Source organism: Pseudomonas karstica, from assembly GCF_009707515.1.
GTDB lineage: Bacteria > Pseudomonadota > Gammaproteobacteria > Pseudomonadales > Pseudomonadaceae > Aquipseudomonas > Aquipseudomonas karstica.
The window spans coordinates 1-23339 of sequence record NZ_WLYI01000014.1 but is presented as its reverse complement, the minus strand read 5'-3'; the positions used below and the strand labels follow the sequence as shown (position 1 = coordinate 23339).

22 protein-coding genes and 1 pseudogene are annotated in these 23339 nt (G+C 58.6%); 16 read left to right on the top strand and 7 right to left on the bottom strand.

What is annotated here, in order from left to right; translation table 11 throughout:
- Window positions 1–47 precede the first annotated feature (47 nt).
- The 3 genes from GIR22_RS11815 to GIR22_RS11805 all read right to left on the bottom strand — a co-directional run bounded on the left by GIR22_RS11815 (window position 48) and on the right by GIR22_RS11805 (window position 3693).
- Window positions 48–1358 (bottom strand): MFS transporter, encoded by a 1311-nt coding sequence (locus GIR22_RS11815; protein ID WP_154743502.1) that lies wholly within the window; start codon window positions 1356–1358, stop codon window positions 48–50.
- 280 nt (window positions 1359–1638) lie between these two features.
- Window positions 1639–2868, bottom strand: a complete 1230-nt coding sequence (locus tag GIR22_RS11810; RefSeq protein WP_154743501.1) for a transporter associated domain-containing protein — start codon at window positions 2866–2868, stop codon at window positions 1639–1641.
- Window positions 2869–2880: 12 nt separating this feature from the next.
- The gene (locus tag GIR22_RS11805) at window positions 2881–3693 is read right to left on the bottom strand and encodes a cytochrome C assembly family protein (protein WP_154743500.1); all 813 of its coding nucleotides are present in this window, start codon (window positions 3691–3693) and stop codon (window positions 2881–2883) included.
- A 234-nt stretch (window positions 3694–3927) separates the two neighbouring features.
- Here GIR22_RS11805 and ffh point away from each other — a divergent pair, with 234 nt between their 5' ends.
- The 6 genes and pseudogenes from ffh to GIR22_RS11775 form a co-directional block, all read left to right on the top strand.
- Complete coding sequence (gene ffh / locus GIR22_RS11800) at window positions 3928–5304, top strand: signal recognition particle protein (RefSeq protein WP_154743499.1); 1377 nt, start codon at window positions 3928–3930, stop codon at window positions 5302–5304.
- 249 nt (window positions 5305–5553) lie between these two features.
- Complete coding sequence (gene rpsP, locus GIR22_RS11795; protein ID WP_045059142.1) at window positions 5554–5805, top strand: 30S ribosomal protein S16; 252 nt, start codon at window positions 5554–5556, stop codon at window positions 5803–5805.
- Between the two features lie 5 nt (window positions 5806–5810).
- Window positions 5811–6347 carry a ribosome maturation factor RimM gene (gene rimM / locus GIR22_RS11790; protein WP_008014731.1) on the top strand — a complete coding sequence of 179 codons (537 nt, stop codon included), beginning with the start codon at window positions 5811–5813 and terminating at the stop codon, window positions 6345–6347.
- Entirely contained in the window at window positions 6329–7102 is a 774-nt protein-coding gene (gene trmD, locus GIR22_RS11785) for a tRNA (guanosine(37)-N1)-methyltransferase TrmD (protein WP_154743498.1), read from the top strand. The genes rimM and trmD overlap by 19 nt, the downstream gene beginning before the upstream one ends.
- A gap of 45 nt (window positions 7103–7147) precedes the next feature.
- A complete protein-coding gene (rplS, locus tag GIR22_RS11780) occupies window positions 7148–7498 on the top strand; it encodes a 50S ribosomal protein L19 (protein WP_003175895.1) in 351 nt (116 codons plus the stop codon).
- A 73-nt stretch (window positions 7499–7571) separates the two neighbouring features.
- Window positions 7572–7777: pseudogene (locus GIR22_RS11775) on the top strand (hotdog domain-containing protein); the annotation flags it as partial.
- 25 nt (window positions 7778–7802) lie between these two features.
- Here GIR22_RS11775 and GIR22_RS11770 read toward each other — a convergent pair.
- Window positions 7803–8174, bottom strand: a complete 372-nt coding sequence (locus GIR22_RS11770; protein ID WP_154743497.1) for a hypothetical protein — start codon at window positions 8172–8174, stop codon at window positions 7803–7805.
- Window positions 8175–8361: 187 nt separating this feature from the next.
- Here GIR22_RS11770 and xerD point away from each other — a divergent pair, with 187 nt between their 5' ends.
- From xerD to GIR22_RS11745, 5 genes are all read left to right on the top strand, one after another.
- Window positions 8362–9258 carry a site-specific tyrosine recombinase XerD gene (gene xerD / locus GIR22_RS11765; protein WP_154743496.1) on the top strand — a complete coding sequence of 299 codons (897 nt, stop codon included), beginning with the start codon at window positions 8362–8364 and terminating at the stop codon, window positions 9256–9258.
- A 141-nt stretch (window positions 9259–9399) separates the two neighbouring features.
- Window positions 9400–10131 carry a bifunctional protein-disulfide isomerase/oxidoreductase DsbC gene (gene dsbC, locus GIR22_RS11760; RefSeq protein ID WP_154743495.1) on the top strand — a complete coding sequence of 244 codons (732 nt, stop codon included), beginning with the start codon at window positions 9400–9402 and terminating at the stop codon, window positions 10129–10131.
- Between the two features lie 129 nt (window positions 10132–10260).
- Window positions 10261–11565, top strand: a complete 1305-nt coding sequence (locus GIR22_RS11755) for a homoserine dehydrogenase (protein ID WP_178122214.1) — start codon at window positions 10261–10263, stop codon at window positions 11563–11565.
- Window positions 11566–11669: 104 nt separating this feature from the next.
- A complete protein-coding gene (thrC, locus tag GIR22_RS11750) occupies window positions 11670–13079 on the top strand; it encodes a threonine synthase (RefSeq protein ID WP_154743494.1) in 1410 nt (469 codons plus the stop codon).
- 396 nt (window positions 13080–13475) lie between these two features.
- Window positions 13476–13760: a DUF3509 domain-containing protein gene (locus GIR22_RS11745; RefSeq protein ID WP_154743493.1), complete on the top strand. Its 285-nt coding sequence runs from the start codon at window positions 13476–13478 to the stop codon at window positions 13758–13760.
- A 171-nt stretch (window positions 13761–13931) separates the two neighbouring features.
- Here GIR22_RS11745 and GIR22_RS11740 read toward each other — a convergent pair whose 3' ends face one another.
- Together GIR22_RS11740 and GIR22_RS11735 are read right to left on the bottom strand one after the other, a co-directional pair.
- Entirely contained in the window at window positions 13932–14774 is an 843-nt protein-coding gene (locus tag GIR22_RS11740) for a TIGR02285 family protein (RefSeq protein ID WP_246208257.1), read from the bottom strand.
- 70 nt (window positions 14775–14844) lie between these two features.
- Window positions 14845–16044 carry a CaiB/BaiF CoA transferase family protein gene (locus GIR22_RS11735; RefSeq protein WP_154743491.1) on the bottom strand — a complete coding sequence of 400 codons (1200 nt, stop codon included), beginning with the start codon at window positions 16042–16044 and terminating at the stop codon, window positions 14845–14847.
- A gap of 148 nt (window positions 16045–16192) precedes the next feature.
- On the opposite strand from GIR22_RS11735, the gene GIR22_RS11730 reads away from it, so the two are divergent.
- From GIR22_RS11730 to GIR22_RS11715, 4 genes are all read left to right on the top strand, one after another.
- Window positions 16193–16732, top strand: coding sequence for a YaeQ family protein (locus tag GIR22_RS11730; protein WP_154743490.1), 540 nt, complete (start codon window positions 16193–16195; stop codon window positions 16730–16732).
- 105 nt (window positions 16733–16837) lie between these two features.
- The gene (gene recJ, locus GIR22_RS11725) at window positions 16838–18547 is read left to right on the top strand and encodes a single-stranded-DNA-specific exonuclease RecJ (protein ID WP_154743489.1); all 1710 of its coding nucleotides are present in this window, start codon (window positions 16838–16840) and stop codon (window positions 18545–18547) included.
- A 156-nt stretch (window positions 18548–18703) separates the two neighbouring features.
- A complete protein-coding gene (locus GIR22_RS11720; protein ID WP_154743488.1) occupies window positions 18704–19810 on the top strand; it encodes an NADH:flavin oxidoreductase/NADH oxidase in 1107 nt (368 codons plus the stop codon).
- Between the two features lie 310 nt (window positions 19811–20120).
- On the top strand, window positions 20121–20306 hold the full coding sequence (locus GIR22_RS11715; RefSeq protein ID WP_154743487.1) for a hypothetical protein: 186 nt from the start codon (window positions 20121–20123) through the stop codon (window positions 20304–20306).
- Window positions 20307–20355: 49 nt separating this feature from the next.
- On the opposite strand, the gene GIR22_RS11710 is transcribed toward GIR22_RS11715, so the two are convergent.
- On the bottom strand, window positions 20356–21981 hold the full coding sequence (locus GIR22_RS11710; protein WP_154743486.1) for a glucan biosynthesis protein D: 1626 nt from the start codon (window positions 21979–21981) through the stop codon (window positions 20356–20358).
- A 318-nt stretch (window positions 21982–22299) separates the two neighbouring features.
- Here GIR22_RS11710 and GIR22_RS11705 point away from each other — a divergent pair, with 318 nt between their 5' ends.
- Entirely contained in the window at window positions 22300–23010 is a 711-nt protein-coding gene (locus GIR22_RS11705) for a tellurite resistance TerB family protein (RefSeq protein ID WP_154743485.1), read from the top strand.
- The last annotated feature ends 329 nt before the right edge of the window (window positions 23011–23339 follow it).

Genomic DNA, 23339 nt, shown 5'->3' with positions numbered 1-23339 from the left:
CTTGAACATTTGATCGTTCCCATGCTCCGCGTGGGAACGATCATGTATCAGCCGATCCGATTCAAATCATTGTCCCGCGTCTCTTTCAGGCACAGCACAGCTATCAGGCTGATCACTGCTGCCGCTGACACATACCCGCCGACATAGCTCAAGCCACCCATCGCCACCAACTTGGTCGCGAAGAAGGGTGCCGCCGACGCGCCCACGATCCCACCCAGGTTATACGCCGCCGAAGCGCCGGTATAACGCACGCGGGTCGGGAACAACTCTGGCAACATCGCCCCCATCGGTGCGAAGGTCACGCCCATCAGGAACAGTTCCAGGCACAGGAACAGTGCTACGGCCCAGGTTGAACCGTGAGTCAGCAACGGCTCCATGGTGAAGCCCGACAGGATGGTCAGGATCGCGCCCACAATCAGCACCGGCCTGCGCCCATAACGGTCGCTGGCCCAAGCGGCCAAGGGGGTCGCGGCGCCCATGAACAGCACGGCAAAACACAGCAGCCCGAGGAAAGTTTCGCGGCTGTAGCCCAGGGTGGAAACGCCGTAACTCAGGGAAAACGCCGTGGTGATGTAGAACAGTGCGTAGCACACCACCATCGAAGCTGCGCCGAGCAACACCGGCAACCAGTGCTGGCTGAACAGTTCCACCAGCGGCACCTTCACTGGCGCTTCTTTGGCCACGGCATTCGCGAACACCGGGGTTTCATGCAGCTTCAGCCGCGCATATAAACCAACCATCACCAGCGCTGCGCTGAGGATGAACGGGATGCGCCAGCCCCAACTGCGGAACTGCTCGTCGTTCAGGCTCATCGCCAGGATCAGGAACAAACCGTTGGCCGCGAGGAAGCCAATCGATGGGCCCAACTGCGGAAACATGCCGAACCAGGCGCGCTTGCCCTTTGGCGCGTTTTCGGTGGCCAACAGCGCCGCGCCGCCCCATTCCCCGCCAAGACCTAGGCCCTGGCCGAAGCGCAGCACGCAGAGCAGGATCGGCGCCCAGGCGCCGATGGTGTCGTAACCGGGCAGCAAGCCGATCAGCGTGGTACAGATACCCATCAGCAGCAAGGACGCCACCAGGGTCGACTTGCGGCCAATCCGGTCACCGAAGTGGCCAAACAGCGCCGAACCCAAAGGCCGGGCGATAAAGGCAATGCCGAAGGTCAGGAACGACGCCAGCATCTGCGCCGTGCCTGAGGTCTGGGGGAAGAACACCGGGCCGATCACCAATGCGGCGGCCGTGGCGTAGATATAGAAGTCGTAGAACTCGATGGCGGTGCCGACGATGCTCGCGGTGGCAACCCGGGCTGTCGAGTTGGTCGGCGCGGCGCTCGCGGCCTCGTTATAGGTGGTGCTCATTGAGGTATCCCTGACGGTCATTGCGCGTTTGGACGCGGATTATTATTGGTCGAACACCCATTGATCAGGGTAGTGCGCGGGCCGGCTCGGGATAGGAGCGCGTACCGGTCAGACACGATAAAGCGGTGCCTGGACGCGTTCAGTGCGGGTAGCACACGGTCGGGCGGGGCTGTAAGCCGTGGGGATTATAGGAAGGGGCTTAGGGATCAGACAAGTGGGCGAGCACGGATCTTTGGGGGGAGCCCGCTCCCACATTGACCGAGTGTATTCAAGGAGGGATCTAAACAGCTATCGGCACGGTGTTGGTATGCCAGACCAGCACCTTGCTCACCCGATTATCCTCGGTCTCGAGAGTTTGCAGGCGATAGCGGCCAATTTTCAGGCACACCGCGCAATCCGGAATGGTCTCCAGGGCTTCGGTTACCAAGCCGTTGAGAGTCTTGGGGCCGTCGCTGGGCAAGTGCCAGCCCAGGCTCTTGTTCAACTCGCGAATGGAAGCGGCGCCGTCGATCACGTAGCGGCCGTCCGATTGCAGATGAATGTGCGGGTTATCCACACTGTGCTCGCTTTCGAATTCGCCGACGATTTCTTCGAGGATGTCTTCCAGGGTCACGATGCCCAGCACTTCGCCGTATTCGTCTACCACCATGCCCAGGCGCCGCTGCTGCTTGTGGAAGTTCAGCAGCTGCAGTTGCAGGGGCGTGCTTTCCGGGACGAAGTAAGGTTCGTGGCAGGCCGCAAGCAATGTGTCCTTGGTCAGGCGGGCATCCGGCAGCAGGTGCTGGACCTGGCGGGTGTTGAGTACGGCTTCGACCTGGTTTATGTCGCTGTGGAAGACGGGCAGTCGGGTACGCTGGGAAGTGCGCAGTTGCTCGATGATTTCTTCGATGGAGTCATCCAGATTGATGCCGTCCACTTCGCTGCGGGGCAGCAGGATGTCATTGACCGTGATGTTGTCCAAAGCATGGATGCCTGGCTCCCGGCCATTGGGCGTTTCGGGGTGCGGCTCATCGTTGTAGTCGGGTTGTGGCTCGTCGTTTTTCTTGACGACGCCGGCCTTGCGGGCAAATGGGCGCAGTAGCAACAGGCTGATGCCATTGAGCAGCCAGGCCAGGGGATAAAGGATTTTCAGCGGTACACCCAGGAGCGTATTGCCAAAGCCCAGCACGGCGTGGGGGTGACGGGTAGCCAGGATACGGGGTAGGTAGTCGGCCAGCACGAGCAGCACGGCGCAAGAGATCAGCCAGCCGAGCCAGGGGCCGTTCTCGGCCCAGGCGTAGATCGCCAGCAAGGTGCAGAGAATCACGACCACGGCGCGGCACAAGGTATTGCAAAGGATCAGGCTGTTACGCGGGAAGTTCAGGCGGGCGGCGGCCTTGTCTCCCTGGCGGGTGCCAGGGCGCAGGGCCAGCAAATGGTGTTGGGCGGCTTCGATAGCGGTAAACAGCCCCGACCATAAAATCAGCAAGGCCACTACCGCGAGCATCGGCCCCAAGGGCAAGTTGTCCATGATCGCTGCCCGTCAGATATGCAGGATGAATTCGCGAACCAGCTTGCTGCCAAAATACGCCAGCATCAGCAGGCAGAAGCCGGCCAGGGTCCAGCGGATTGCCTTATGCCCGCGCCAACCGAGGCGATTACGCCCCCACAGCAGCACGCTGAACACCACCCAGGCCAGGCACGCCAGCAGGGTTTTGTGCACCAGGTGTTGGGCGAACAGGTTTTCGACAAACAGCCAGCCGGAGATCAGCGACAGCGACAGCAGGGTCCAGCCGGCCCAAAGGAAGCCGAACAGCAGGCTTTCCATGGTTTGCAGCGGCGGAAAATTCTTGATCAGCCCGGACGGGTGCTTGTGCTTGAGCTGGTGATCCTGCACCAGCAGCAGCAAGGCCTGGAACACCGCAATGGTGAACATGCCGTAGGCGAGGATCGACAGTAGAATGTGCGCCAGGATGCCCGGTTCTTCATCTATTACCTGTACGGTGCCCGACGGCGCGAATTGCGCCAGCAGCACCGTTAGCATGCCCAGCGGGAATAGCAGCACCAGCAGGTTTTCCACCGGAATCCGCGAACAGGCCAGTAGCGTCAGGGTGATGACTGCCGCGGCAATGAGGCTGGCAGCGCTGAAAAAGTCCAGGCCCAGGCCCACCGGTGTCATCAGGTGGGTAAACAGGCTGGCAGCGTGGGCCAGCACGGCGAGGGCGCCAAGGCCTGCCAGCAGGCGCTTGTCCGCCTTGGCGCATTGGGCCAGGCGAGTGCCCTGGTAGAGAGTCGCAGCGGCATACAGCACGGCGGCGGCGAGGCTGGTGAGCAAACTGGGTGACAAAGGGAGCATAAATCCTGTTAGGCAAGCCCGAAAGCCGCTGAGTTTGGCATACACCTGCGTTCCACGAAAGACCACCGGGCCAGACAGCGGGTGTGCATAGCGGCAGTCTTCGCTATAATCCGCGACCTGCCCACGCCGCAGGCTCGCCGAGCGCTGTTTTTAATAGCGATTTACCACAGCCTGGGCCGCCATTACCTCGGTCTACCAATGCATTTCGATGAATAGGGCCTGAAAGGATCGCGCATGTTTGAAAACTTGACTGACCGTCTCTCGCAGACGCTGCGCCATGTTACCGGCAAGGCCAAGCTGACCGAGGACAATATTAAAGACACCCTGCGTGAAGTGCGCATGGCGTTGCTGGAAGCCGACGTCGCCTTGCCTGTGGTCAAGGACTTCGTCAACGCGGTCAAGGAGCGTGCGGTCGGCACCGAAGTGTCCCGCAGCCTGACCCCGGGCCAGGCCTTCGTGAAGATCGTCCAGGCCGAACTCGAAAGCCTGATGGGCGCGGCCAACGAAGACTTGAACCTCAGTGCCGTGCCTCCGGCCGTGGTGCTGATGGCTGGTTTGCAAGGTGCGGGTAAAACCACCACCGCCGGCAAGCTCGCGCGCTTCCTTAAAGAGCGCAAGAAAAAATCCGTGATGGTGGTGTCGGCCGACGTTTATCGCCCGGCGGCCATCAAGCAGTTGGAGATGCTCGCAGGCGAAGTCGGCGTGACCTTCTTCCCGTCCGACCTAAGCCAGAAGCCGGTTGACATCGCCCAGGCGGCTATTAAAGAAGCCACGCTGAAATTCATCGACGTGGTCATCGTCGATACCGCCGGTCGCCTGCACATCGATGAAGAGATGATGGGCGAGATCAAGGCGCTGCATGCCGCGATCAACCCGGTGGAAACCCTGTTCGTGGTCGATGCCATGACCGGTCAGGACGCGGCCAATACCGCCAAGGCCTTTGGTGATGCGCTACCACTGACCGGTGTAATCCTGACCAAGGTCGACGGTGATGCCCGTGGCGGTGCCGCCTTGTCGGTGCGAGCCATTACCGGCAAGCCGATCAAGTTCATCGGTATGGGCGAGAAGAGCGAAGCGCTTGAGCCGTTCCACCCTGAGCGGATCGCCTCGCGAATCCTCGGCATGGGCGATGTGCTCAGCCTGATCGAGCAGGCTGAAGCCACGCTCGACAAGGACAAGGCCGACAAGCTTGCGAAGAAACTAAAGAAGGGCAAGGGCTTCGACCTCGAAGACTTCCGCGACCAGTTGCAACAGATGAAGAGCATGGGCGGTCTGGGCGGCCTCATGGACAAGCTGCCGAACATGGGCGGTGTGAACCTGGCGCAAATGGGCAATGCCCAAGGTGCGGCAGAGAAACAATTCAAGCAGATGGAAGCCATCATCAACTCCATGACCCCGGCCGAGCGCCGCGACCCTGAACTGATCAGTGGTTCGCGCAAGCGCCGGATCGCCATGGGTTCCGGCACCCAGGTGCAGGACATCGGCCGCTTGATCAAGCAGCACAAGCAGATGCAGAAGATGATGAAGAAATTCTCCGCAAAAGGCGGAATGGCGAAAATGATGCGCGGCATGGGCGGAATGTTGCCCGGCGGCGGCATGCCTAAGATGTAAAGAATCCACGTCGGCAGTCATGTCGACGTCTCCCACGGGGACGTGGGATCTCCAGCAAACCCGCGGTTGGCGGGAGCTGACTCGCCGTTTTAACCGACGGCTCTATAGCAGATCTGAATGGCACGCTGATAGGCGCCAGAAAAAGACATTTGCAAAAGTCCGGATATTCCTTAGAATATGCGGCCTTTCGGGCACCTATGCCCGCTGTGCATTTAGATTTGCAGCACCGACTACAGGAACGATGTTCACATGCTAACAATCCGTCTTGCCCTTGGCGGCTCCAAAAAGCGCCCGTTTTACCACTTGACCGTAACCGACAGCCGCAACCCGCGCGACGGTTCGCACAAGGAACAGGTTGGTTTCTTCAACCCTGTTGCTCGTGGTCAAGAAGTCCGTCTGTCCGTGAACCAAGAGCGCGTAGCCTACTGGCTGAGCGTTGGTGCACAGCCTTCTGAGCGTGTTGCTCAGTTGCTGAAGGATTCGGCTAAGGCCGCGGCCTGAGCAATATGAACGCGACGCCAGCTGTTGCTGATGATTTGATCGTTATCGGCAAGATTTATTCTGTTCATGGCGTTCGCGGCGAAGTGAAGGTGTATTCCTTTACTGATCCGACTGAAAACCTGTTGCAGTACAAAACCTGGACGCTCAAGCGCGAAGGTAATGTGAAACAGGTCGAGCTGGTCAGTGGACGCGGGAACGACAAGTTCCTGGTCGCAAAGCTCAAGGGTCTTGATGATCGTGAAGAAGCACGCCTTCTGGCCGGTTATGAGATCTGCGTGCCACGCAACCTGTTCCCTGAATTGACCGACGGCGAGTACTACTGGTACCAGCTGGAAGGTCTGAAGGTCATTGATCAACTTGGGCAATTGCTCGGGAAAATCGATCATCTTCTGGAAACCGGCGCCAATGATGTAATGGTGGTCAAGCCTTGCGCTGGCAGCCTGGATGATCGCGAACGCCTGTTGCCGTATACCGAGCAATGCGTGTTGGCCGTCGACCTGGCCGCGGGCGAGATGAAGGTGGAATGGGACGCGGACTTCTAAGCGTGGCTAATTTGCGCGTAGAAGTGATCAGTTTGTTTCCCGAGATGTTTTCCGCCATCAGCGAGTACGGCATCACCAGTCGGGCGGTGAAACAGGGGCTCTTGCAGCTCACCTGTTGGAATCCGCGAGACTACACGACGGATCGACATCACACTGTGGACGATCGCCCATTTGGCGGTGGCCCGGGCATGGTGATGAAGATCAAGCCCCTGGAAGATGCTCTGGTTCAGGCCAAGGCAGCAGCCGGGGAGAAGGCGAAGGTAATTTACCTGTCCCCTCAAGGCCGTCAACTGAATCAGTCGGCGGTACGCGGGTTGGCGAATGAGGAAAGTTTAATCCTGATTGCCGGTCGCTATGAAGGCATTGACGAGCGTTTTATTGACGCTCATGTCGATGAAGAGTGGTCGATTGGGGACTATGTCCTGTCTGGCGGCGAGCTGCCGGCGATGGTCCTGATAGATGCGGTTACACGACTGCTGCCTGGAGCTTTAGGGCATGCGGACTCCGCGGAGGAAGATTCCTTCACGGATGGTTTGCTGGATTGCCCGCACTACACCCGACCGGAGGTGTATGCGGATCAGCGTGTTCCCGACGTATTGCTAAGTGGCAATCACGCACACATCCGGCGTTGGCGTTTACAGCAGTCCCTTGGTCGGACCTATGAACGACGCGCCGATCTTCTGGAAAGCCGCTCGCTTTCTGGAGAAGAGAAGAAGCTGCTCGAGGAATATATCCACGAGCGGGACGATAGTTAACAACGTATCGATGGTAGGTCCGACGACTTACCTTAGGAGCACAGCATGACTAACAAAATCATCCTTGCACTCGAAGCAGAGCAGATGACCAAAGAGATCCCTACCTTTGCCCCGGGCGACACCATTGTCGTTCAGGTGAAAGTGAAGGAAGGCGACCGTTCGCGTCTGCAAGCGTTCGAAGGTGTTGTTATCGCCAAGCGTAACCGCGGCGTAAACAGTGCTTTCACCGTTCGTAAAATCTCCAACGGTGTTGGCGTAGAGCGTACTTTCCAGACCTACAGCCCGCAAATCGACAGCATGGCCGTTAAGCGTCGCGGTGACGTACGTAAAGCCAAGCTGTACTACCTGCGTGACCTGTCCGGTAAAGCAGCTCGCATTAAGGAAAAACTGGCTTAAGTCCAGCTTCCCGATGCAGAAAAAAGCAGCCTACGGGCTGCTTTTTTGTTGCCTGTAATTTGTCTGTTTTTCGATGTGTGTCCAGACCACCCGCCTCGAAGAAATCCAGCGCCGTACCGACTTGTCCGTCACGCATGTGACCTGGGCTGTATTCCCGTCGACCACGAATCATCACAACACCCTGTTCGGCGGCACTGCCCTGACGTGGATGGATGAGGTCTCGTCATCGCCGCCACTCGTTTTTGCCGGTTGCCACTGGTAACCGTTTCCACCGACCGTTCGGCGTCATGCAAAACTCAACCATTTAATACGAAACTGAGGTCTGGTCTTTATATGAGTTGAACAGCCTGGAATCTGACTTGCTGATGAATACACCATCGTCATTCTCGGCTGGGCGTTTGTAGTCGGTGATGTCGGTTAGCAGTTGCTTTGAGGCCAAAAGTTTGCGCGCGAAATCAGAGTTTTCTTTGTTGTAGTCTGGACTGTTCTTGTCACGCTCTGCGACGTCTGTAAGAGAGTGTTTCGTGACAAACTGATTGTTGTGCCTTGGGTCAGCAAAGTGTTCGAAGTTGTTCTCCAGATGTTTGATGAGCGCGCTGTCGCTGTAGTTCGCGTAAGGATTATCGGTCGAGGGATATTGCGCAGGTGCAGTTTTGAGCTGAGTGTTAATGTCCATGAGGCCTCCGAGGCTTCAAGTGATTGCTGGTTATTGAATGGTGTGTCTGCTAACTACGTCGTCCGAAGTCTCGATATGGTTCCAATACGTTGCAGCGCGCCTAAGGAGAGATTTGAAAAAATGACCGTGCCCCAGCCTAGCCTTCTTAATTAAACTCATTCTTCTATTCGGCGAGTTCGAACTGCCCATGCCCGCTATTGACGACCCGCTGATTGACCGCTTCCTCGATGCCCTCTGGCTGGAAAAAGGCCTGTCGGACAACACTCGCCAGGCCTATCGCAGTGACCTGGCCCTGTTCAATGGCTGGCTGCAGGAGAAAAACCTGGAGCTGATCAACGCCGGTCGCGAGCTGATCCTGGATCACCTGTCCTGGCGCCTGGAACAGAACTACAAGCCCCGTTCCACGGCGCGTTTTCTCTCTGGTGTACGTGGCTTTTATCGCTATTTGCTGCGTGAAAAACTGATTGCCTTAGACCCCACTCTACAAGTCGACATGCCGCAGTTAGGTAGGCCATTGCCCAAATCCTTGTCAGAGGCCGACGTCGAGGCCTTGCTGGCAGCGCCCGACTTGAGCGAAGCCATCGGCCAGCGCGACCGTGCCATGCTCGAAGTGTTATATGCCTGTGGCTTGCGGGTGACTGAGCTGATCAGCCTGACCCTGGAACAGGTCAACCTGCGCCAGGGCGTGTTGCGGGTGATGGGGAAGGGCAGCAAGGAGCGGCTGGTGCCAATGGGAGAGGAAGCGATTGTCTGGGTCGAGCGCTACATGCGCGATGCCCGCAGCGAACTGCTGGGCGGGCGGCCCAGTGACGTGCTGTTTCCCAGCCAGCGTGGCGAGCAGATGACCCGCCAGACCTTCTGGCATCGTATCAAGCACCAGGCAAAGGTCGCCGGGATAGGCAAGTCGCTCTCGCCTCATACCTTGCGCCATGCCTTTGCCACGCATCTGCTCAATCATGGCGCGGATTTGCGGGTGGTGCAGATGCTGCTGGGGCACAGCGATCTGTCCACTACCCAAATCTATACCCATGTGGCCCGGGCGCGATTGCAGGATATGCATGCCAAGCATCACCCACGGGGCTGAGACGCTCCAATTTACCTGCCACAGTCTGCCCTTGCACCCAACTGTGGTAGGCTTTGCCGGTTTACAAAGGGGACGGCCAAAACCCGTATTTTCAGTTCGGTGTACCTGCTCCCGTCCCTGTATCTGCCTTCAGGAGTTCCCATGCGCTTGACCCGGATTTTTGCCGCCGCAGCTATTGCGTTGGTCTCAACCTTTGCCATTGCCGATGATGCCGCCGAGAAGGCAATCCGCCAGAGCCTGCAAAATCTCAAGCTTGATACTCCGGTGGAAAGCATCAGCGCCAGCCCCATGGCCGGCCTGTATGAAGTCAAACTCAAGGGCAGTCGTGTGCTATATGCCAGTGCCGATGGCCAGTACATTGTCCAGGGCTACCTGTTCCAGTTGAAAGACGGCAAACCGGTCAACCTGACCGAGAAAGCCGAGCGCCTGGGCGTGTCCAAGTTGATCAACGGTATCCCGGTAGCCGAAACCGTGGTCTACCCGGCGATTGGCGAGACCAAGACCCACATCACCGTATTTACCGACACCACTTGCCCGTATTGCCACAAGCTGCACGCCGAAGTGCCCGAGCTGAACAAGATGGGCGTTGAAGTCCGTTATGTCGCGTTCCCGCGCCAGGGCCTGGGCTCGCCGGGTGATGAGCAGTTGCAAGCGGTCTGGTGTTCGGCTGACAAGAAAGCGGCGATGGACAAGATGGTTGACGGTAAGGAGATCAAGGCCGCCAAGTGCGCAAACCCGGTGTCCAGGCAGTATGCCCTTGGCCAGTCGATCGGTGTGAACGGTACGCCGGCCATTGTTCTGGCGGACGGTCAGGTCATCCCGGGCTACCAGCCTGCGCCACAAGTCGCCAAACTGGCACTGGGCGCCAAATAAACAGTATCGTCGAGCCTTTGGCGATCATGACCCGACGACAGTCGTGGCCGGGTCATTAATAGAGAACCGCAGTGTGCGGTTGTTTTCCACGGCCGACCCTCGAGTCGGCCGTTTCATGGGAGTTCTTCAGTGAAACCGGTCAAAGTAGGCATCTGTGGGTTAGGGACCGTTGGTGGCGGCACCTTCAACGTGCTTCAGCGTAACGCCGAGGAAATTTCACGCCGTGCGGGACGTGGGATAGAAGTGGCACAAATTGCCATGCGTACGCCAAAGCCTCAGTTTCAAACGACCGGTATTGCGATTACCCAGGATGTCTTCGACATTGCTACCAACCCTGAAATCGATATCGTCATCGAATTGATGGGCGGCTACACCGTTGCCCGTGAGCTGGTACTCAAGGCCATCGAAAACGGCAAGCACGTAGTCACTGCCAACAAGGCGCTGATTGCTGTACATGGCAATGAAATCTTCGCCAAGGCCCGGGAGAAGGGCGTTATCGTCGCCTTCGAAGCGGCCGTGGCCGGTGGTATTCCTGTGATCAAGGCCATTCGCGAAGGCCTGTCGGCCAACCGCATCAACTGGGTCGCCGGGATCATCAACGGCACCGGCAACTTTATCCTCACCGAGATGCGCGAGAAGGGCCGTACCTTCGAAGACGTGCTGGTCGAAGCCCAGGCCCTGGGCTACGCCGAAGCTGATCCGACGTTCGACGTCGAAGGCATCGACGCCGCACACAAGCTGACCATCCTGGCGTCCATTGCCTTTGGTATTCCGCTGCAGTTCGATAAGGCCTACACCGAAGGCATCACCAAGCTGACCACCGCTGACGTGGACTACGCCGAAGCCCTGGGCTACCGCATCAAGCATTTGGGCATGGCCCGTAGCACCGCCGCCGGTATCGAACTGCGCGTACACCCGACGCTGATCCCGGCCGACCGCCTGATCGCCAATGTGAATGGCGTGATGAACGCGGTGATGGTCAACGGTGACGCTGCCGGTTCGACCCTGTTCTACGGTGCTGGCGCCGGCATGGAACCGACCGCTTCGTCGGTGATCGCCGATCTGGTGGACGTGGTTCGCGCCATGACCAGCGATCCGGAAAACCGCGTGCCGCACCTGGCGTTCCAACCGGACTCGCTGTCGGCTCACCCGATCCTGCCGATCGAGGCCTGCGAAAGCTCTTACTATCTGCGCATCCAGGCCAAGGATCACCCGGGCGTTCTGGCTCAGGTGGCCAGCATCCTTTCGGAACGCGGTATCAACATCGAGTCGATCATGCAGAAGGAAGTCGAGGAGCACGATGGTCTGGTGCCAATGATCTTGCTGACCCACCGAGTGCTGGAGCAGCACATGAACGATGCCATCCATGCACTGGAAGCTCTCCAGGGTGTGGTTGGGCCGGTAGTCCGGATTCGCGTCGAACATTTGAATTAACTCAGCGGCAAGCTTCAAACCGCACACGGCAAGTAAAAGCAACGCCGCTTTTCACTTGCCGCTTGTGGCTTGTGGCTTGAAGCCCAAACCAAAGGTTTGCCCCTATGCGCTACATCAGCACCCGCGGCCAGGCACCGGCCCTGAATTTCGAAGACGTCCTGCTGGCGGGCCTTGCCACCGACGGCGGCCTGTACGTGCCGGAAAACCTGCCACGCTTTACCCAGGAAGAGATCGCCTCCTGGGCCGGCCTGCCGTATCACGAGCTGGCCTTTCGGGTCATGCGCCCGTTTGTCACCGGCAGTATTCCGGATGCCGACTTCAAGAAGATCCTGGAAGAAACGTACGGCGTGTTTTCCCACAGCGCCATCGCGCCTTTGCGTCAACTGAACGGTAACGAATGGGTTCTGGAACTGTTCCACGGCCCGACCCTGGCGTTCAAGGATTTTGCCCTGCAACTGTTGGGTCGCCTGCTGGACTACGTGCTGGAAAAACGCGGAGAGCGCGTGGTGATCATCGGTGCCACCTCCGGTGATACCGGCTCGGCGGCCATTGAAGGTTGCAAGCATTGCGAAAACGTCGACATCTTCATCCTGCACCCGCACAACCGTGTGTCGGAAGTACAGCGTCGGCAGATGACCACTCTTTTTGGCGACAATATCCACAACATCGCCATCGAAGGCAATTTCGACGACTGCCAGGAAATGGTCAAGGCCAGCTTTGCCGACCAGAGCTTCCTCAAGGGCACCCGCCTGGTGGCGGTAAATTCGATCAACTGGGCGCGGATCATGGCCCAGATCGTCTACTACTTTCACGCAGCCCTGCAGCTCGGCGGCCCGGCTCGTTCGGTGTCGTTCTCGGTACCGACCGGCAACTTCGGTGACATCTTCGCCGGTTACCTGGCACGCAACATGGGCCTGCCGATCAACCAACTGATCGTCGCCACCAACCGCAACGACATCCTGCACCGCTTCATGAGCGGTAACCAGTACGTCAAGGAAACCCTGCACGCCACCCTGTCGCCGTCGATGGACATTATGGTTTCGTCGAACTTCGAACGCCTGCTGTTCGACATGCACGGTCGTAATGGCGCGGCGTTGGCCGACTTGATGGACAACTTCAAGCAAGGTGGCGGTTTCAGCGTTGAACAAGAGCGCTGGACAGAAACCCGCAAGTTGTTCGACTCCCTGGCAGTGGACGATGCCCAGACCTGTGAAACCATTGCCGAAGTCTACGCCCAGACCGGTGAGTTGCTGGACCCGCACACCGCCATTGGCGTCAAGGCTGCACGGGAATGTCGCCGTAGCCTGGACATCCCAATGGTGATTCTGGGCACCGCCCATCCGGTCAAATTCCCGGAAGCGGTGGAGAAGGCTGGTGTCGGCAAGGCCCTGGAGCTGCCGCCGCACCTGGCAGACCTGTTCGAGCGTGAAGAGCGTTGCACCGTCCTGGCCAATGACCTGAAAACCGTACAGGCCTTCGTCAGCCAGCACGGCAATCGCGGCAAGCCGCTCTGATTCAGGGCTTTTGGTTCAGTTAAGTGAATATCGACCATTGTAGGAGCGAGCGTGCTCGCGAAAAACGTCAACGATAACGCGTGCATCCTGGATAAACGCGTTGCCTATGAGTTCTTCGCGAGCAAGCTCGCTCCTACAAAAAACCTTGATTGAACAGTATTGCGTCCTCGTGACGGGCTTCACTAACGATGCGCTGTTCTCAAGCTGGCCTTTCGGGTTCTAGCTTGTCAGCGGTTGTTTTCTTTCTGTCATATTTGCCGTGCATGCTCGGTTGACTCAGGCTGGCGTCCCGTTACCGGTCGAACTTTCGGCCTTGAGCGAAGGTCATTTGTATGTCTGCTTCCTGGCGGCATTTTTGTTTTCGAACCTTTTTCGAATGATTGAGTGGTGATCGAGATGGAAAGTATCAGCCTAATGCTCGGTGAAGCGTTGAGCCCTAATCAGGTTACGTTGACCTCCTCAGGTGTGCAGGGCGAATGGCTGGTGACGGTGAAAAGCCCAAGCGGAGCCATTCTTGTCGAGCGTGAAGTCGATCAGGCCCAACTGAACGATAAACGCACGCTGGTGGATGTGGTGGACTGTCTGCATCGCGACCTGATGATTGCCGAAGGACGACTGGAACCTTCGATGATTACGGCCTTGCGCAATGTCGCCCTGACGCGGGCCGACGTCTGCGCATGAACATTTATTTTTGTTGGGAACCTTCCTACGTCACGGCGAGTCAGAATTTGTAACAGCGAGATCAAGCATTGTGCTCCGGTGCTTGTAGCTTGTTGTTACTGGTCTTTGTAGGCCATGTTTAACCCCGAGCTGTTTCCCCACTGCTCGGGGTTTCTTTTTGTCCGCGATTTGTCATTGATCAGGGGCGTCCTGGAAAAACTGCGCGTTGTCTTTCAAGTAGCGCTCCCTCAGTACCGGGTCGAGCCATGAGGCATAGGACTGCAACAAGCTGTCCTGGGGGATGCGGCGCAGCACTTGGTTGATGCGCGTCATGGCTTTGCGACCTTGGCTGGTGTCTGTGCAACCGATACGGAGTCGCTGGTAAGGCGCGCTCCCGATGACTGGGTAGAAAATCAGATCCTGTGGATCGATGCCCTGTTGCAGCGCTTGGTAACGCACTTCCGGCCAGTAACCCAATACCCCCTCCAGCCGCCCCCGCCGCTGCATTTGTAACAGGCTGCCGAGGGCGTCATTACCATAGTGCGCGGCCAGGTTCTGCGGATCGGCATGCTGCAGCCGTTCATCAATGACGGGGCCGTAGCTGCGTTCGGCAATGACCCCCAATCGCGCCTTCCGGGTCTCCAGAAACGCCTTCAGATCAAACTGCCCGTCGACGATGAACGGTGCCAGTACCTGCCGTTGGCTCTGACGGATCGTCACCCCATTGGCCACTACTGCGAACGCCGGGATGGAAAAGACAATCGATTTCGCCCGCGCCGGGGTCCACACCAAGGACGGATCGCAAGTGAAGGAGGGCGCCAGTAGCATCTGCATGCCGCGAGCGCGGTTGACGTGCAGGATCTGGTGACGGTACTCCGGTAGCCGCTCGATCAACAGGGGCAGCAATTGGTCCACGGCGCCCAGGCCCTTTTGCGGACCGTTGAAAATAGTCATCGGTGGCAGGTCACGGACCAGCCAGGTCAGGGGTTCTTCGGCGTGGCCCGATAGCGGCAGGCCTCCCAGCAGCGAGGTCATTAAACACAGCCGAATGAACCGGGGCTTGAAACAGCCAGCCATTAGCTTGAGTGTTCTCCTGAAAGTCCCATCAAATCGCGCCATTTTCACGCAGGTGGGTAATGGCGGCGGCGTCGTAGCCCAGTTCACTGAGCACTGCGCTGTTATGTTCCCCCAGTTGCGGGCCCACCCACTCGCAGCTGCCGGGGGTATCCGAAAGCTTGGGCACAATGCCCGGCATCTTGAAATCCTTGCCTCCGGGCAGTTGGGCCTTGAGGAACATCTCCCGGGCGAGAAACTGTGGGTCGCCGAGCATGTCTTCGGCACTGTAGATCCTGCTGGCGGGCACTTGGGCTTTATTCAGTTGCTCGACCACCTGTTCCAGCGGCAGGGAGTTGACCCAGCGATCGATCACCCCGTATAGCTCGTCGCGGCGGCTGTCCCGGCCGTCATTGCTGGCCAGTGCAGGATCGTTGGCCAGGTCCTCGCGGCCGATGGCTGACATGAAGCGCTTGAAGATCGCATCCCCATTGGCGCCAATCTGCACATGCTTGCCATCCAGGGTGGTATGGATCGATGACGGTGTAATCCCGGGCATGATGTTGCCGGTGCGTTCGCGGATAAACCCGAACACATCGAATTCGGGGATCATGCTTTCCATCATGGCGAAGATGGCTTCATACAGCGCCACATCCACCATCTGGCCCAGGCCGCCATTGACCTCGCGATGACGCAGAGCCATCAGCGCACCAATCACGGCCCACAATGCGGCAATGGAGTCGCCGATGGAAATCCCGGTGCGCACCGGCGGACGGTCCTCGAAACCGGTGATATAGCGCAGGCCCCCCATGGACTCGCCCACCGCACCAAAGCCCGGTTGATCCTTCATCGGCCCCGTTTGGCCAAAGCCTGAAAGGCGCACCATTACCAGTTTCGGGTTCAGGGCGTGCAGGGTTTCCCAGCTCAGGCCGAGTTTCTCCAGGACGCCAGGGCGAAAATTTTCGATCAGGATATCTGCGTCTGCCAGCAGTTGCTTGAGGATCGCCAAGCCATCGGGGTGTTTCAGGTTCAGGGTCAGGGACTTTTTGTTACGCGCCTGGACAAACCACCATAGTGACGTGCCCTCATAGAGCTTGCGCCACTTGCGCAGCGGGTCGCCGCCGTCCGGGGATTCGACCTTGATCACCTCGGCGCCGAACTCGGCACAGATACGCGAGGCAAAAGGGCCGGCAATCAGGGTGCCGAGTTCGATGACTTTCAGGCCAGCAAGCGGTTTGGCAGTAAACGACATGGGGATCCTTTCAAGACGCAAGGCGGATTCGTGATGCCTTTTAACATAGGCAATAGCACAGGGTTAAGGATGATGCACCGCAGGATTCGTTGAATGAGCTCGCCATCGGTTAGACTTGCCGCCTTTCCCTGTCTTTAGAAGTCCGTTCATGGCCCAGCCGTCCACGACCTACAAATTTGAACTCAACCTTACCGATCTTGACCGCTCGGTGTACGAGAGCGTCAAGCAGACCATCGCTCGCCACCCTTCGGAAACCGAAGAGCGCATGACCGTGCGTCTGCTGGCCTACGCCCTTTGGTACAACGAGCAGTTATCGTTTGGTCGTGGCCTGTCAGATGTAGACGAACCAGCGTTGTGGGAAAAAAGCCTGGATGATCGCGTGTTGCATTGGATCGAAGTCGGCCAGCCCGATGCGGATCGCCTGACCTGGTGCTCGCGCCGCACAGAACGCACCAGTCTGCTGGCCTATGGCAGCCTGCGGGTGTGGGAAGGCAAAGTGCTGCCTGTGGCGAATAATCTGAAAAATGTCCACATTGCGGCGGTGCCCCAGGAAATCCTGGAAACCCTGGCCAAGGACATGCCACGGGTGATCAAGTGGGACGTGATGATCAGTGAAGGCACGATTTTTGTGACTGATGATCGTGGCCAGCATGAAGTCCAGCTGCAGTGGTTGGTCGGTGAGCGTTGAGCTGCAAGCTACAAGCCATAAGGCATCACTCGCTTTAAACTTGCGGCTTGAAGCTTAGAGCTTGTAGCTAACAACAACCCCTCCTACAGAGCCCCCCATCATCCCATGCGTATCGATCCTCGCCCGTTGCCTGCCGTCCTGCCATTTCTTGGTGAATTGCCACCGCTGTTGACCCGTCTTTATGCCGCACGCGGTGTGCAGTCGGAAGCCGAGCTGGATAAAAGCCTGGCGCGGTTGATTCCGTATCAGCAGCTCAAGGGCATTGATGCCGCCGTGGACTTGTTGGTGACGGCCCTGGAGCAACGCCAGCGGATCCTCATTGTCGGCGACTTTGATGCCGACGGCGCTACCGCCAGCACCGTGGGCATGCTGGGCCTGCGTTTGCTGGGTGCGGCCCACGTCGACTATCTGGTGCCCAACCGCTTCGAATACGGCTACGGCCTGACTCCGGAAATTGTCGCCGTGGCCTTGCAGCGCGAGCCGCAGTTGCTTATCACTGTGGACAACGGCATCTCCAGCGTCGAAGGCGTGGCGGCGGCGAAAGCGGCGGGGCTCAAGGTGCTGGTCACCGACCATCACTTGCCTGGCGACGAATTGCCGGCAGCCGATGCGATCGTCAACCCGAACCAGCCCGGCTGTGAGTTTCCCAGCAAGGCCCTGGCGGGCGTCGGGGTGATTTTTTACGTGTTGATGGCTTTGCGCGCCCGCTTGCGTAGCCTGGGCTGGTACGACAGCCAACCGCAACCGAACATCGGCGAACTGCTGGACCTGGTGGCCTTGGGCAGTGTCGCCGACGTGGTACCGCTGGATGCCAACAACCGCATCCTGGTCCATCAAGGCCTGGAGCGTATTCGTGCCGGTCGCGCTCGGCCGGGGATCAAGGCGATTCTCGAAGTGGCCAAGCGTGACCATGCCCGCATCACCTCCACAGACCTGGGTTTTATCCTCGGGCCACGGCTGAACGCTGCCGGGCGCCTGGACGACATGAGCCTGGGCATCGAATGCCTGCTCACCCGTGATGTGGCCGCAGCAAAGGACATGGCTGCACAGTTGGACGGCATGAACCAGGATCGCAAGTCCATCGAGCAAGGCATGCAGCGCGAAGCTCTGGCCCAGCTCAAGGACTTGCCAGTGGAGTCGATGCCCTATGGCTTGTGTTTGTTCGATCCGGAATGGCATCAGGGCGTTATCGGGATTCTGGCCTCGCGGATGAAAGAGCGTTATTTCCGCCCGACCATCGCCTTTGCCGATGCGGGTGATGGCCTGCTCAAGGGGTCGGGGCGTTCGGTACCAGGCTTTCATATTCGTGATGCTTTGGCGGTGGTGGCGAGCCAGCACCCCAACCTGATTGCCAAGTACGGCGGCCACGCCATGGCGGCGGGGCTGACCTTGCCCGAGGCCAACTTTGCGCTGTTCGCCGAAGCGTTCGACGCTGAAGTGCGCCGACAGTTACGCGAGGAAGACCTCACCGGGCGCTTGTTGTCCGATGGCACCCTGGCGGTTGAGGAGTTTCATCTGGAATTGGCCCGCGCCCTGCGCAACGCTGGACCGTGGGGCCAACACTTCCCGGAGCCGTTGTTCCACGGCGTGTTCCAGTTGGTGGAACAGCGGGTGGTCGGTGAGCGGCACCTCAAAGTCGTGCTCAAGAGCGAATGTGGCTCGGTGAAGCTTGATGGCATCGCCTTTGGCATCGACCGGGAAATCTGGCCCAACCCGACCATTGGCTGGGTGGAACTGGCCTATAAGCTCGATGTGAATGAGTTCCGTGGCCAGGAAACCGTGCAGTTGATGATCGCGCATATCGAACCGCGCTGAACCCTCCAAGACCCCCCGTTGTCGACTAGTCTCTAAGCACTGTGTGATTGGTCTTGTGACCTTGTCTTGTTTCAGCCCATCGGGGGATGGGTATTTTCGTCGACCTTTCAAACAGAACCCTGGAGCCAGCCCACCGGATACGAGAAGAGGTGCCCCATGAGTCTGCTGCTTGAACCCTATACCTTGCGCCAACTGACCCTGCTCAACCGCATTGCGGTGTCGCCAATGTGCCAGTATTCCAGCACCGATGGCCTGGCCAATGACTGGCACCTGGTGCACCTCGGCAGCCGTGCCGTTGGCGGTGCCGGGTTAATCTTTACCGAAGCCACCGCTGTCACCGCCGATGGTCGTATCACTGCCCAGGATCTGGGGCTATGGAGCGACGAACAGATCGAACCCTTGCAGCGCATCACCCGCTTTATCAGTGCCCAGGGCGCGGTAGCTGGGATTCAACTGGCCCATGCCGGGCGTAAGGCCAGCACCCACCGGCCGTGGATTGGCAAGCATGGCAGCGTCAAGCCTGAAGACGGTGGCTGGGTCCCGGTCGGTCCATCAGCGATTGCCTTCGACCCGCAACACACCTCACCGACGCAACTGGATGAAGGGCAAATACAGGCCGTGATTGAAGCCTTTGTCAGCGCCGCCAAACGTGCATTGGCCGCCGGTTTCAAAGTAGTGGAAATCCACGCCGCCCATGGTTACCTGTTGCATCAATTTCTCTCGCCCCTGAGCAATCAGCGCCAGGACCAATACGGCGGCTCGTTCGAAAACCGCATTCGGCTGGTGCTGCAAGTAACCGAGGCGGTGCGCAAGGTCTGGCCGCAAGAACTGCCGCTGTTTGTGCGGGTGTCGGCCACCGACTGGGTGGAAGACGGCTGGAACCCGGATGAAACCGTGGAGTTGGCGCGCCGCCTGAAAGACGCGGGTGTAGACCTGATCGACGTGTCGTCCGGTGGCACCGCCGCCAATGCGGAAATCCCCACCGGCCCAGGTTACCAAACCCGTTTCGCCGAGCGTGTGCGCAAAGAGTCGGGGATGGCCACCGGCACCGTGGGCATGATCACCGAACCTGCCCAGGCCGAGCATATCTTGCGTACCTGTCAGGCCGATATCATCTTTCTCGCCCGTGAACTGCTGCGTGATCCTTACTGGCCGCTGCACGCCGACGACGACCTGGGTGGGCGCAAGGCGATCTGGCCGGCGCAGTACCAACGGGCAACGCACCGGGACCAGCCGATTCATGAGTCCGACTTGCGGGACTGATGGGCTGTTTGTTTGACCAAGGCCCACCCCTGGCAGCGGTGGGTTTTTTCTTGCCTGTTGTCAGGAGGAATCGCTGGAAACCCTATCAAGCCTTGTACCGGATACTTGCATAAGCGTTGTGGGAGAAGCCTGTAGGATGCGGTTCCTTAATCATTTTTTTTAAGTGAATGCTCTAAAAAAATCTCACACGGGGCGAGATAGTTTCTACGCTTATGGTAAGCCTGATGTCGGGTTCAGGATGTCAGCCTGTTCGTCCATGAAGCATTGCGCTTCCTGGGGAAGGGTTGATTGCTACGAGGAGAAGCAGTTCATGGTCAAGTCCAGTGGTCTGTCGGGTGTTTTGTCGTCTTTCCTGGCCCGCAAAATGCGCTCGCGGGGACGAAGACTGAGTACGGATGAAGCTGAGCTGCTGGAGCAATACCGTGCCCTGACCGAGAGTGACCAAGTCGCAATGCGGTACCTGATTGGCGCAATGAAGAGCATGTCGCGCTTCTGAGAACCTTGGGAGGGTTCCCACGCGGGCCAGAGCGTGGGAACGGTTTACATCAGGTGTATTTGCGCTTGTCTGGCGCCGGAGGGAAGTACTGGTACAACCAGGTTTCACTCAAGGTTCGATCATGGGTGCGGATGAACAGTCGCAGTTCAACCGGCTCTACGCTGTCGCTGGTTGGGTACCAGTCGAAGAGAATTCGATAGCCCTTGATGGCATCAAGCACAAGCACGCTGAAGTCCTTGACCTCGCCATGGGAGCAGGTGACCACCGGCTCGATCCCGGTGCCTTCGGGCAAACGGTCCAGGCCCCCGCCGTTGAAGTCCACGGCAAAACGCCGCGCCCACACCTCAGGGTAATGCTCCCCCGGTGCCCAGCCTTCAGTGAAACCGCCCATGCCCGAACGGGTGGCGTTGACCTGCGCCAACGGGGTGCTGACCGGCGGCAGGGCACTCCAGTACAGCTTATAACCGTAATTCAGGGAGTCGCCGGCGGCCACGGGCTTTTTCGGGGTCCAGAAGGCGACGATGTTATCCAGGGTTTCGCCAGTGGTAGGAATTTCCAACAGGTCGATAGAGCCTTCGCCCCACGCTGTTGTCGGTTCGACCCATAGGCTCGGGCGCTTGCTGTACCAGTCGACGGTGTCCTGATAGCTGGCGAACTCATGATCGGTCTGCACCAGGCCGAAACCTTTCGGGTCGTTGTCGGCGAACGTGTTGAATTGCAGGGTGGCCGGGTTGTTCAGCGGGCGACAGATCCACTCGCCGTTGCCACGCCACATTGCCAGGCGATCCGAGTCGTGAATCTGCGGGTGGATGGTGTCGCACATTCGGCGTTCATGGGTGCCGCAACTGAACATGCTGGTCATCGGCGCGATGCCCAGTTGCTCGATGGTGGAGCGGGCGTTGATGTGGGCATCGATGGCCATGACCACCTGATTGGCCTGGCAGTCGATATCGAAGCGATAGGCACCGGTGGCACTTGGCGAGTCCAGCAGGGCGTAGACCACGAAGCGAGTGCTGTCCTTGTCCGGGGTTTCGAACCAGAACTGGGTGAAGTCGGGGAATTCCTCGCGCTTTTTCGCATAGGTGTCGATGGCCAGGCCGCGGGCGGAAAGCCCGTACTGGCCGGTAGAGTCCACAGCACGGAAATAGCTGGCACCGAGGAAGGACAGCACATCGTGCCGATCCAGCTCCGGTGCCTTGAACAGCTTGAACCCGGAGAAGCCCAGGTCACCCTGGAGCTGTTTAGTGTCGACCGTGGTTTTTTCGTAGTTGAACAGCGACGGACGGAAATGTACTTCGCGGGACATCCGGGTCTTCGGGTTGACGCTGTGCATGCGTACCGGCGTCTTGAAACCCATGCCGACATGGAAAAACTGCACGTCCAGTTGGCCGTTCAATTCTTTCCATAGTGAATGATTGCCGTCGTAGCCAATGGCATTGAAATTCTGCGGCGTCATGCTCGCCAGGGTCGGTGGCAGTACCTGCCTGGTGTCTTGGTACAGTTTGCCGGCCAATTGTTTGGCCTGGGTTTTCAGCGTTTCGAAATCGAAGGCCTGGGCGTCGCCATCTGCTGCACGATTGCCCGCCCAGGCCTGGGCGGCCAGCAGGCCGCTGGCCGACAAGCCGGTATAAGCCGCAATGGCCATGGATGCTTTGAGTAAATTCCTGCGGTGCATAAGTACAACCTGTCATGAGCAATCCCGCGCCGTTCCTGGCACGTGCTGGATCAGAGATAACGGTTCGGACATGCCTTCGGCCAAACGCAACGGACATTAAACAGATGCCCAATAGCTTAAGCAGTTCGGTGATGTAGGAAAAATGCTTGATAGCAGAGTAATAGCTTGCATGTAAGACAAGATGTGTCGGCGCAAAACAGGCTACAAGCTACAAACGCGGTGTTACATCTGGAAGTACTCTAGGCTGCGGGATTTTTGGCACTTAGTTTTACGCTGGAGGCCTTATAGGTTCTGTGACCCAAGTCTCTGGAGGCTGCGATGAATACCCGTGGATTGCTTGATCAGTTGCTCAAGTCCGGCCAGGGCATGTTGCAAAACAAAGCTGGTGGTCAGCGTAAAAGCGAGGACAAAGGTGCCCTGGGCGGTTTGCTCGGCAGTGGTGGGCTGGGCAGCTTGCTGGGTGGTGCTGGCGGTGGTGCCTTGGCGGCCGGCGCGATGGGCTTGTTGCTGGGCAACAAGAAAGCCCGCAACTTTGGCGGCAAGGCCCTCACCTATGGCGGTCTGGCAGCGTTGGGGGTAATTGCCTACAAGGCTTATGGCAACTGGCAGGCGCAGCAGGCCAATGCGCCACAAGGCGAGCCGCAAACCCTTGATCGTCTGCCGCCGGCCCAGGTTGAGCAACATAGCCAGGCGATTCTCAAGGCGTTGGTGGCAGCGGCCAAGGCCGATGGGCATGTGGATGAGCGCGAGAGGGCGTTGATCGAAGGTGAGTTCACCAAGTTGGATAACGATCAGGAGTTGCAACATTGGCTCCATGCCGAACTCAACAAACCTTTGGATCCGGCCGACGTTGCGCGTGCTGCCAGTACGCCGGAAATGGCGGCTGAGATGTATATCGCCAGCGTGATGTTGGTGGATGAGGAGAGCTTCATGGAGAAGTCCTACCTTGACGAGTTGGCTCGCCAGCTCAAGTTGGAGCCGGGGTTGAAGGTTGAGCTTGAGAAGCAGGTTCGCCAGGCGTTGGTCTGAGTGTTTGGCTGTGACCGTGGCGGCCTGGTAGCCGACCAGGTTGCAGGGTGTTTGGGGTGTATATCCGTTGCTGCGGTCATGGCTGCGTATGGTTTCGCTTTTACAGCGAGTCACTTTTGGAAAAGAGCCCCAAAAGTAACCAAAAGGGCTCTTGCCCCACCACTTGGTGCCTCGCTGTGGCTCGGCATGCCCGCAGTCCGACATTGCTTCGGGGGGCCGCCGCAATGGGCCATCCCTGGCCCAGTGCGGCTAAACCGGCGTCCTGCCGGTTTACCCCCCGAATCAATGCCGGACTCCGGCCATCGTGGTTTAACGGGGCGCCTAAGATC

Excerpts from the sequence above, each read along its gene's own strand:
- GIR22_RS11720 (WP_154743488.1), top strand. The coding sequence starts at position 18,704 with ATGAGTCTGCTGCTTGAACCCTATACCTTGCGCCAACTGACCCTGCTC.
- GIR22_RS11740 (WP_246208257.1), bottom strand. The coding sequence starts at position 14,774 with ATGACCTCGCTGCTGGGAGGCCTGCCGCTATCGGGCCACGCCGAAGAA.
- rplS (WP_003175895.1), top strand. The coding sequence starts at position 7,148 with ATGACTAACAAAATCATCCTTGCACTCGAAGCAGAGCAGATGACCAAA.
- GIR22_RS11745 (WP_154743493.1), top strand. The coding sequence starts at position 13,476 with ATGGAAAGTATCAGCCTAATGCTCGGTGAAGCGTTGAGCCCTAATCAG.
- rimM (WP_008014731.1), top strand. The coding sequence starts at position 5,811 with ATGAACGCGACGCCAGCTGTTGCTGATGATTTGATCGTTATCGGCAAG.
- rpsP (WP_045059142.1), top strand. The coding sequence starts at position 5,554 with ATGCTAACAATCCGTCTTGCCCTTGGCGGCTCCAAAAAGCGCCCGTTT.
- GIR22_RS11715 (WP_154743487.1), top strand. The coding sequence starts at position 20,121 with ATGGTCAAGTCCAGTGGTCTGTCGGGTGTTTTGTCGTCTTTCCTGGCC.
- GIR22_RS11770 (WP_154743497.1), bottom strand. The coding sequence starts at position 8,174 with ATGGACATTAACACTCAGCTCAAAACTGCACCTGCGCAATATCCCTCG.
- GIR22_RS11815 (WP_154743502.1), bottom strand. The coding sequence starts at position 1,358 with ATGAGCACCACCTATAACGAGGCCGCGAGCGCCGCGCCGACCAACTCG.
- GIR22_RS11710 (WP_154743486.1), bottom strand. The coding sequence starts at position 21,981 with ATGCACCGCAGGAATTTACTCAAAGCATCCATGGCCATTGCGGCTTAT.
- thrC (WP_154743494.1), top strand. The coding sequence starts at position 11,670 with ATGCGCTACATCAGCACCCGCGGCCAGGCACCGGCCCTGAATTTCGAA.
- xerD (WP_154743496.1), top strand. The coding sequence starts at position 8,362 with ATGCCCGCTATTGACGACCCGCTGATTGACCGCTTCCTCGATGCCCTC.
- GIR22_RS11705 (WP_154743485.1), top strand. The coding sequence starts at position 22,300 with ATGAATACCCGTGGATTGCTTGATCAGTTGCTCAAGTCCGGCCAGGGC.
- GIR22_RS11810 (WP_154743501.1), bottom strand. The coding sequence starts at position 2,868 with ATGGACAACTTGCCCTTGGGGCCGATGCTCGCGGTAGTGGCCTTGCTG.
- GIR22_RS11730 (WP_154743490.1), top strand. The coding sequence starts at position 16,193 with ATGGCCCAGCCGTCCACGACCTACAAATTTGAACTCAACCTTACCGAT.
- GIR22_RS11735 (WP_154743491.1), bottom strand. The coding sequence starts at position 16,044 with ATGTCGTTTACTGCCAAACCGCTTGCTGGCCTGAAAGTCATCGAACTC.
- trmD (WP_154743498.1), top strand. The coding sequence starts at position 6,329 with ATGGGACGCGGACTTCTAAGCGTGGCTAATTTGCGCGTAGAAGTGATC.
- dsbC (WP_154743495.1), top strand. The coding sequence starts at position 9,400 with ATGCGCTTGACCCGGATTTTTGCCGCCGCAGCTATTGCGTTGGTCTCA.
- ffh (WP_154743499.1), top strand. The coding sequence starts at position 3,928 with ATGTTTGAAAACTTGACTGACCGTCTCTCGCAGACGCTGCGCCATGTT.
- recJ (WP_154743489.1), top strand. The coding sequence starts at position 16,838 with ATGCGTATCGATCCTCGCCCGTTGCCTGCCGTCCTGCCATTTCTTGGT.
- GIR22_RS11805 (WP_154743500.1), bottom strand. The coding sequence starts at position 3,693 with ATGCTCCCTTTGTCACCCAGTTTGCTCACCAGCCTCGCCGCCGCCGTG.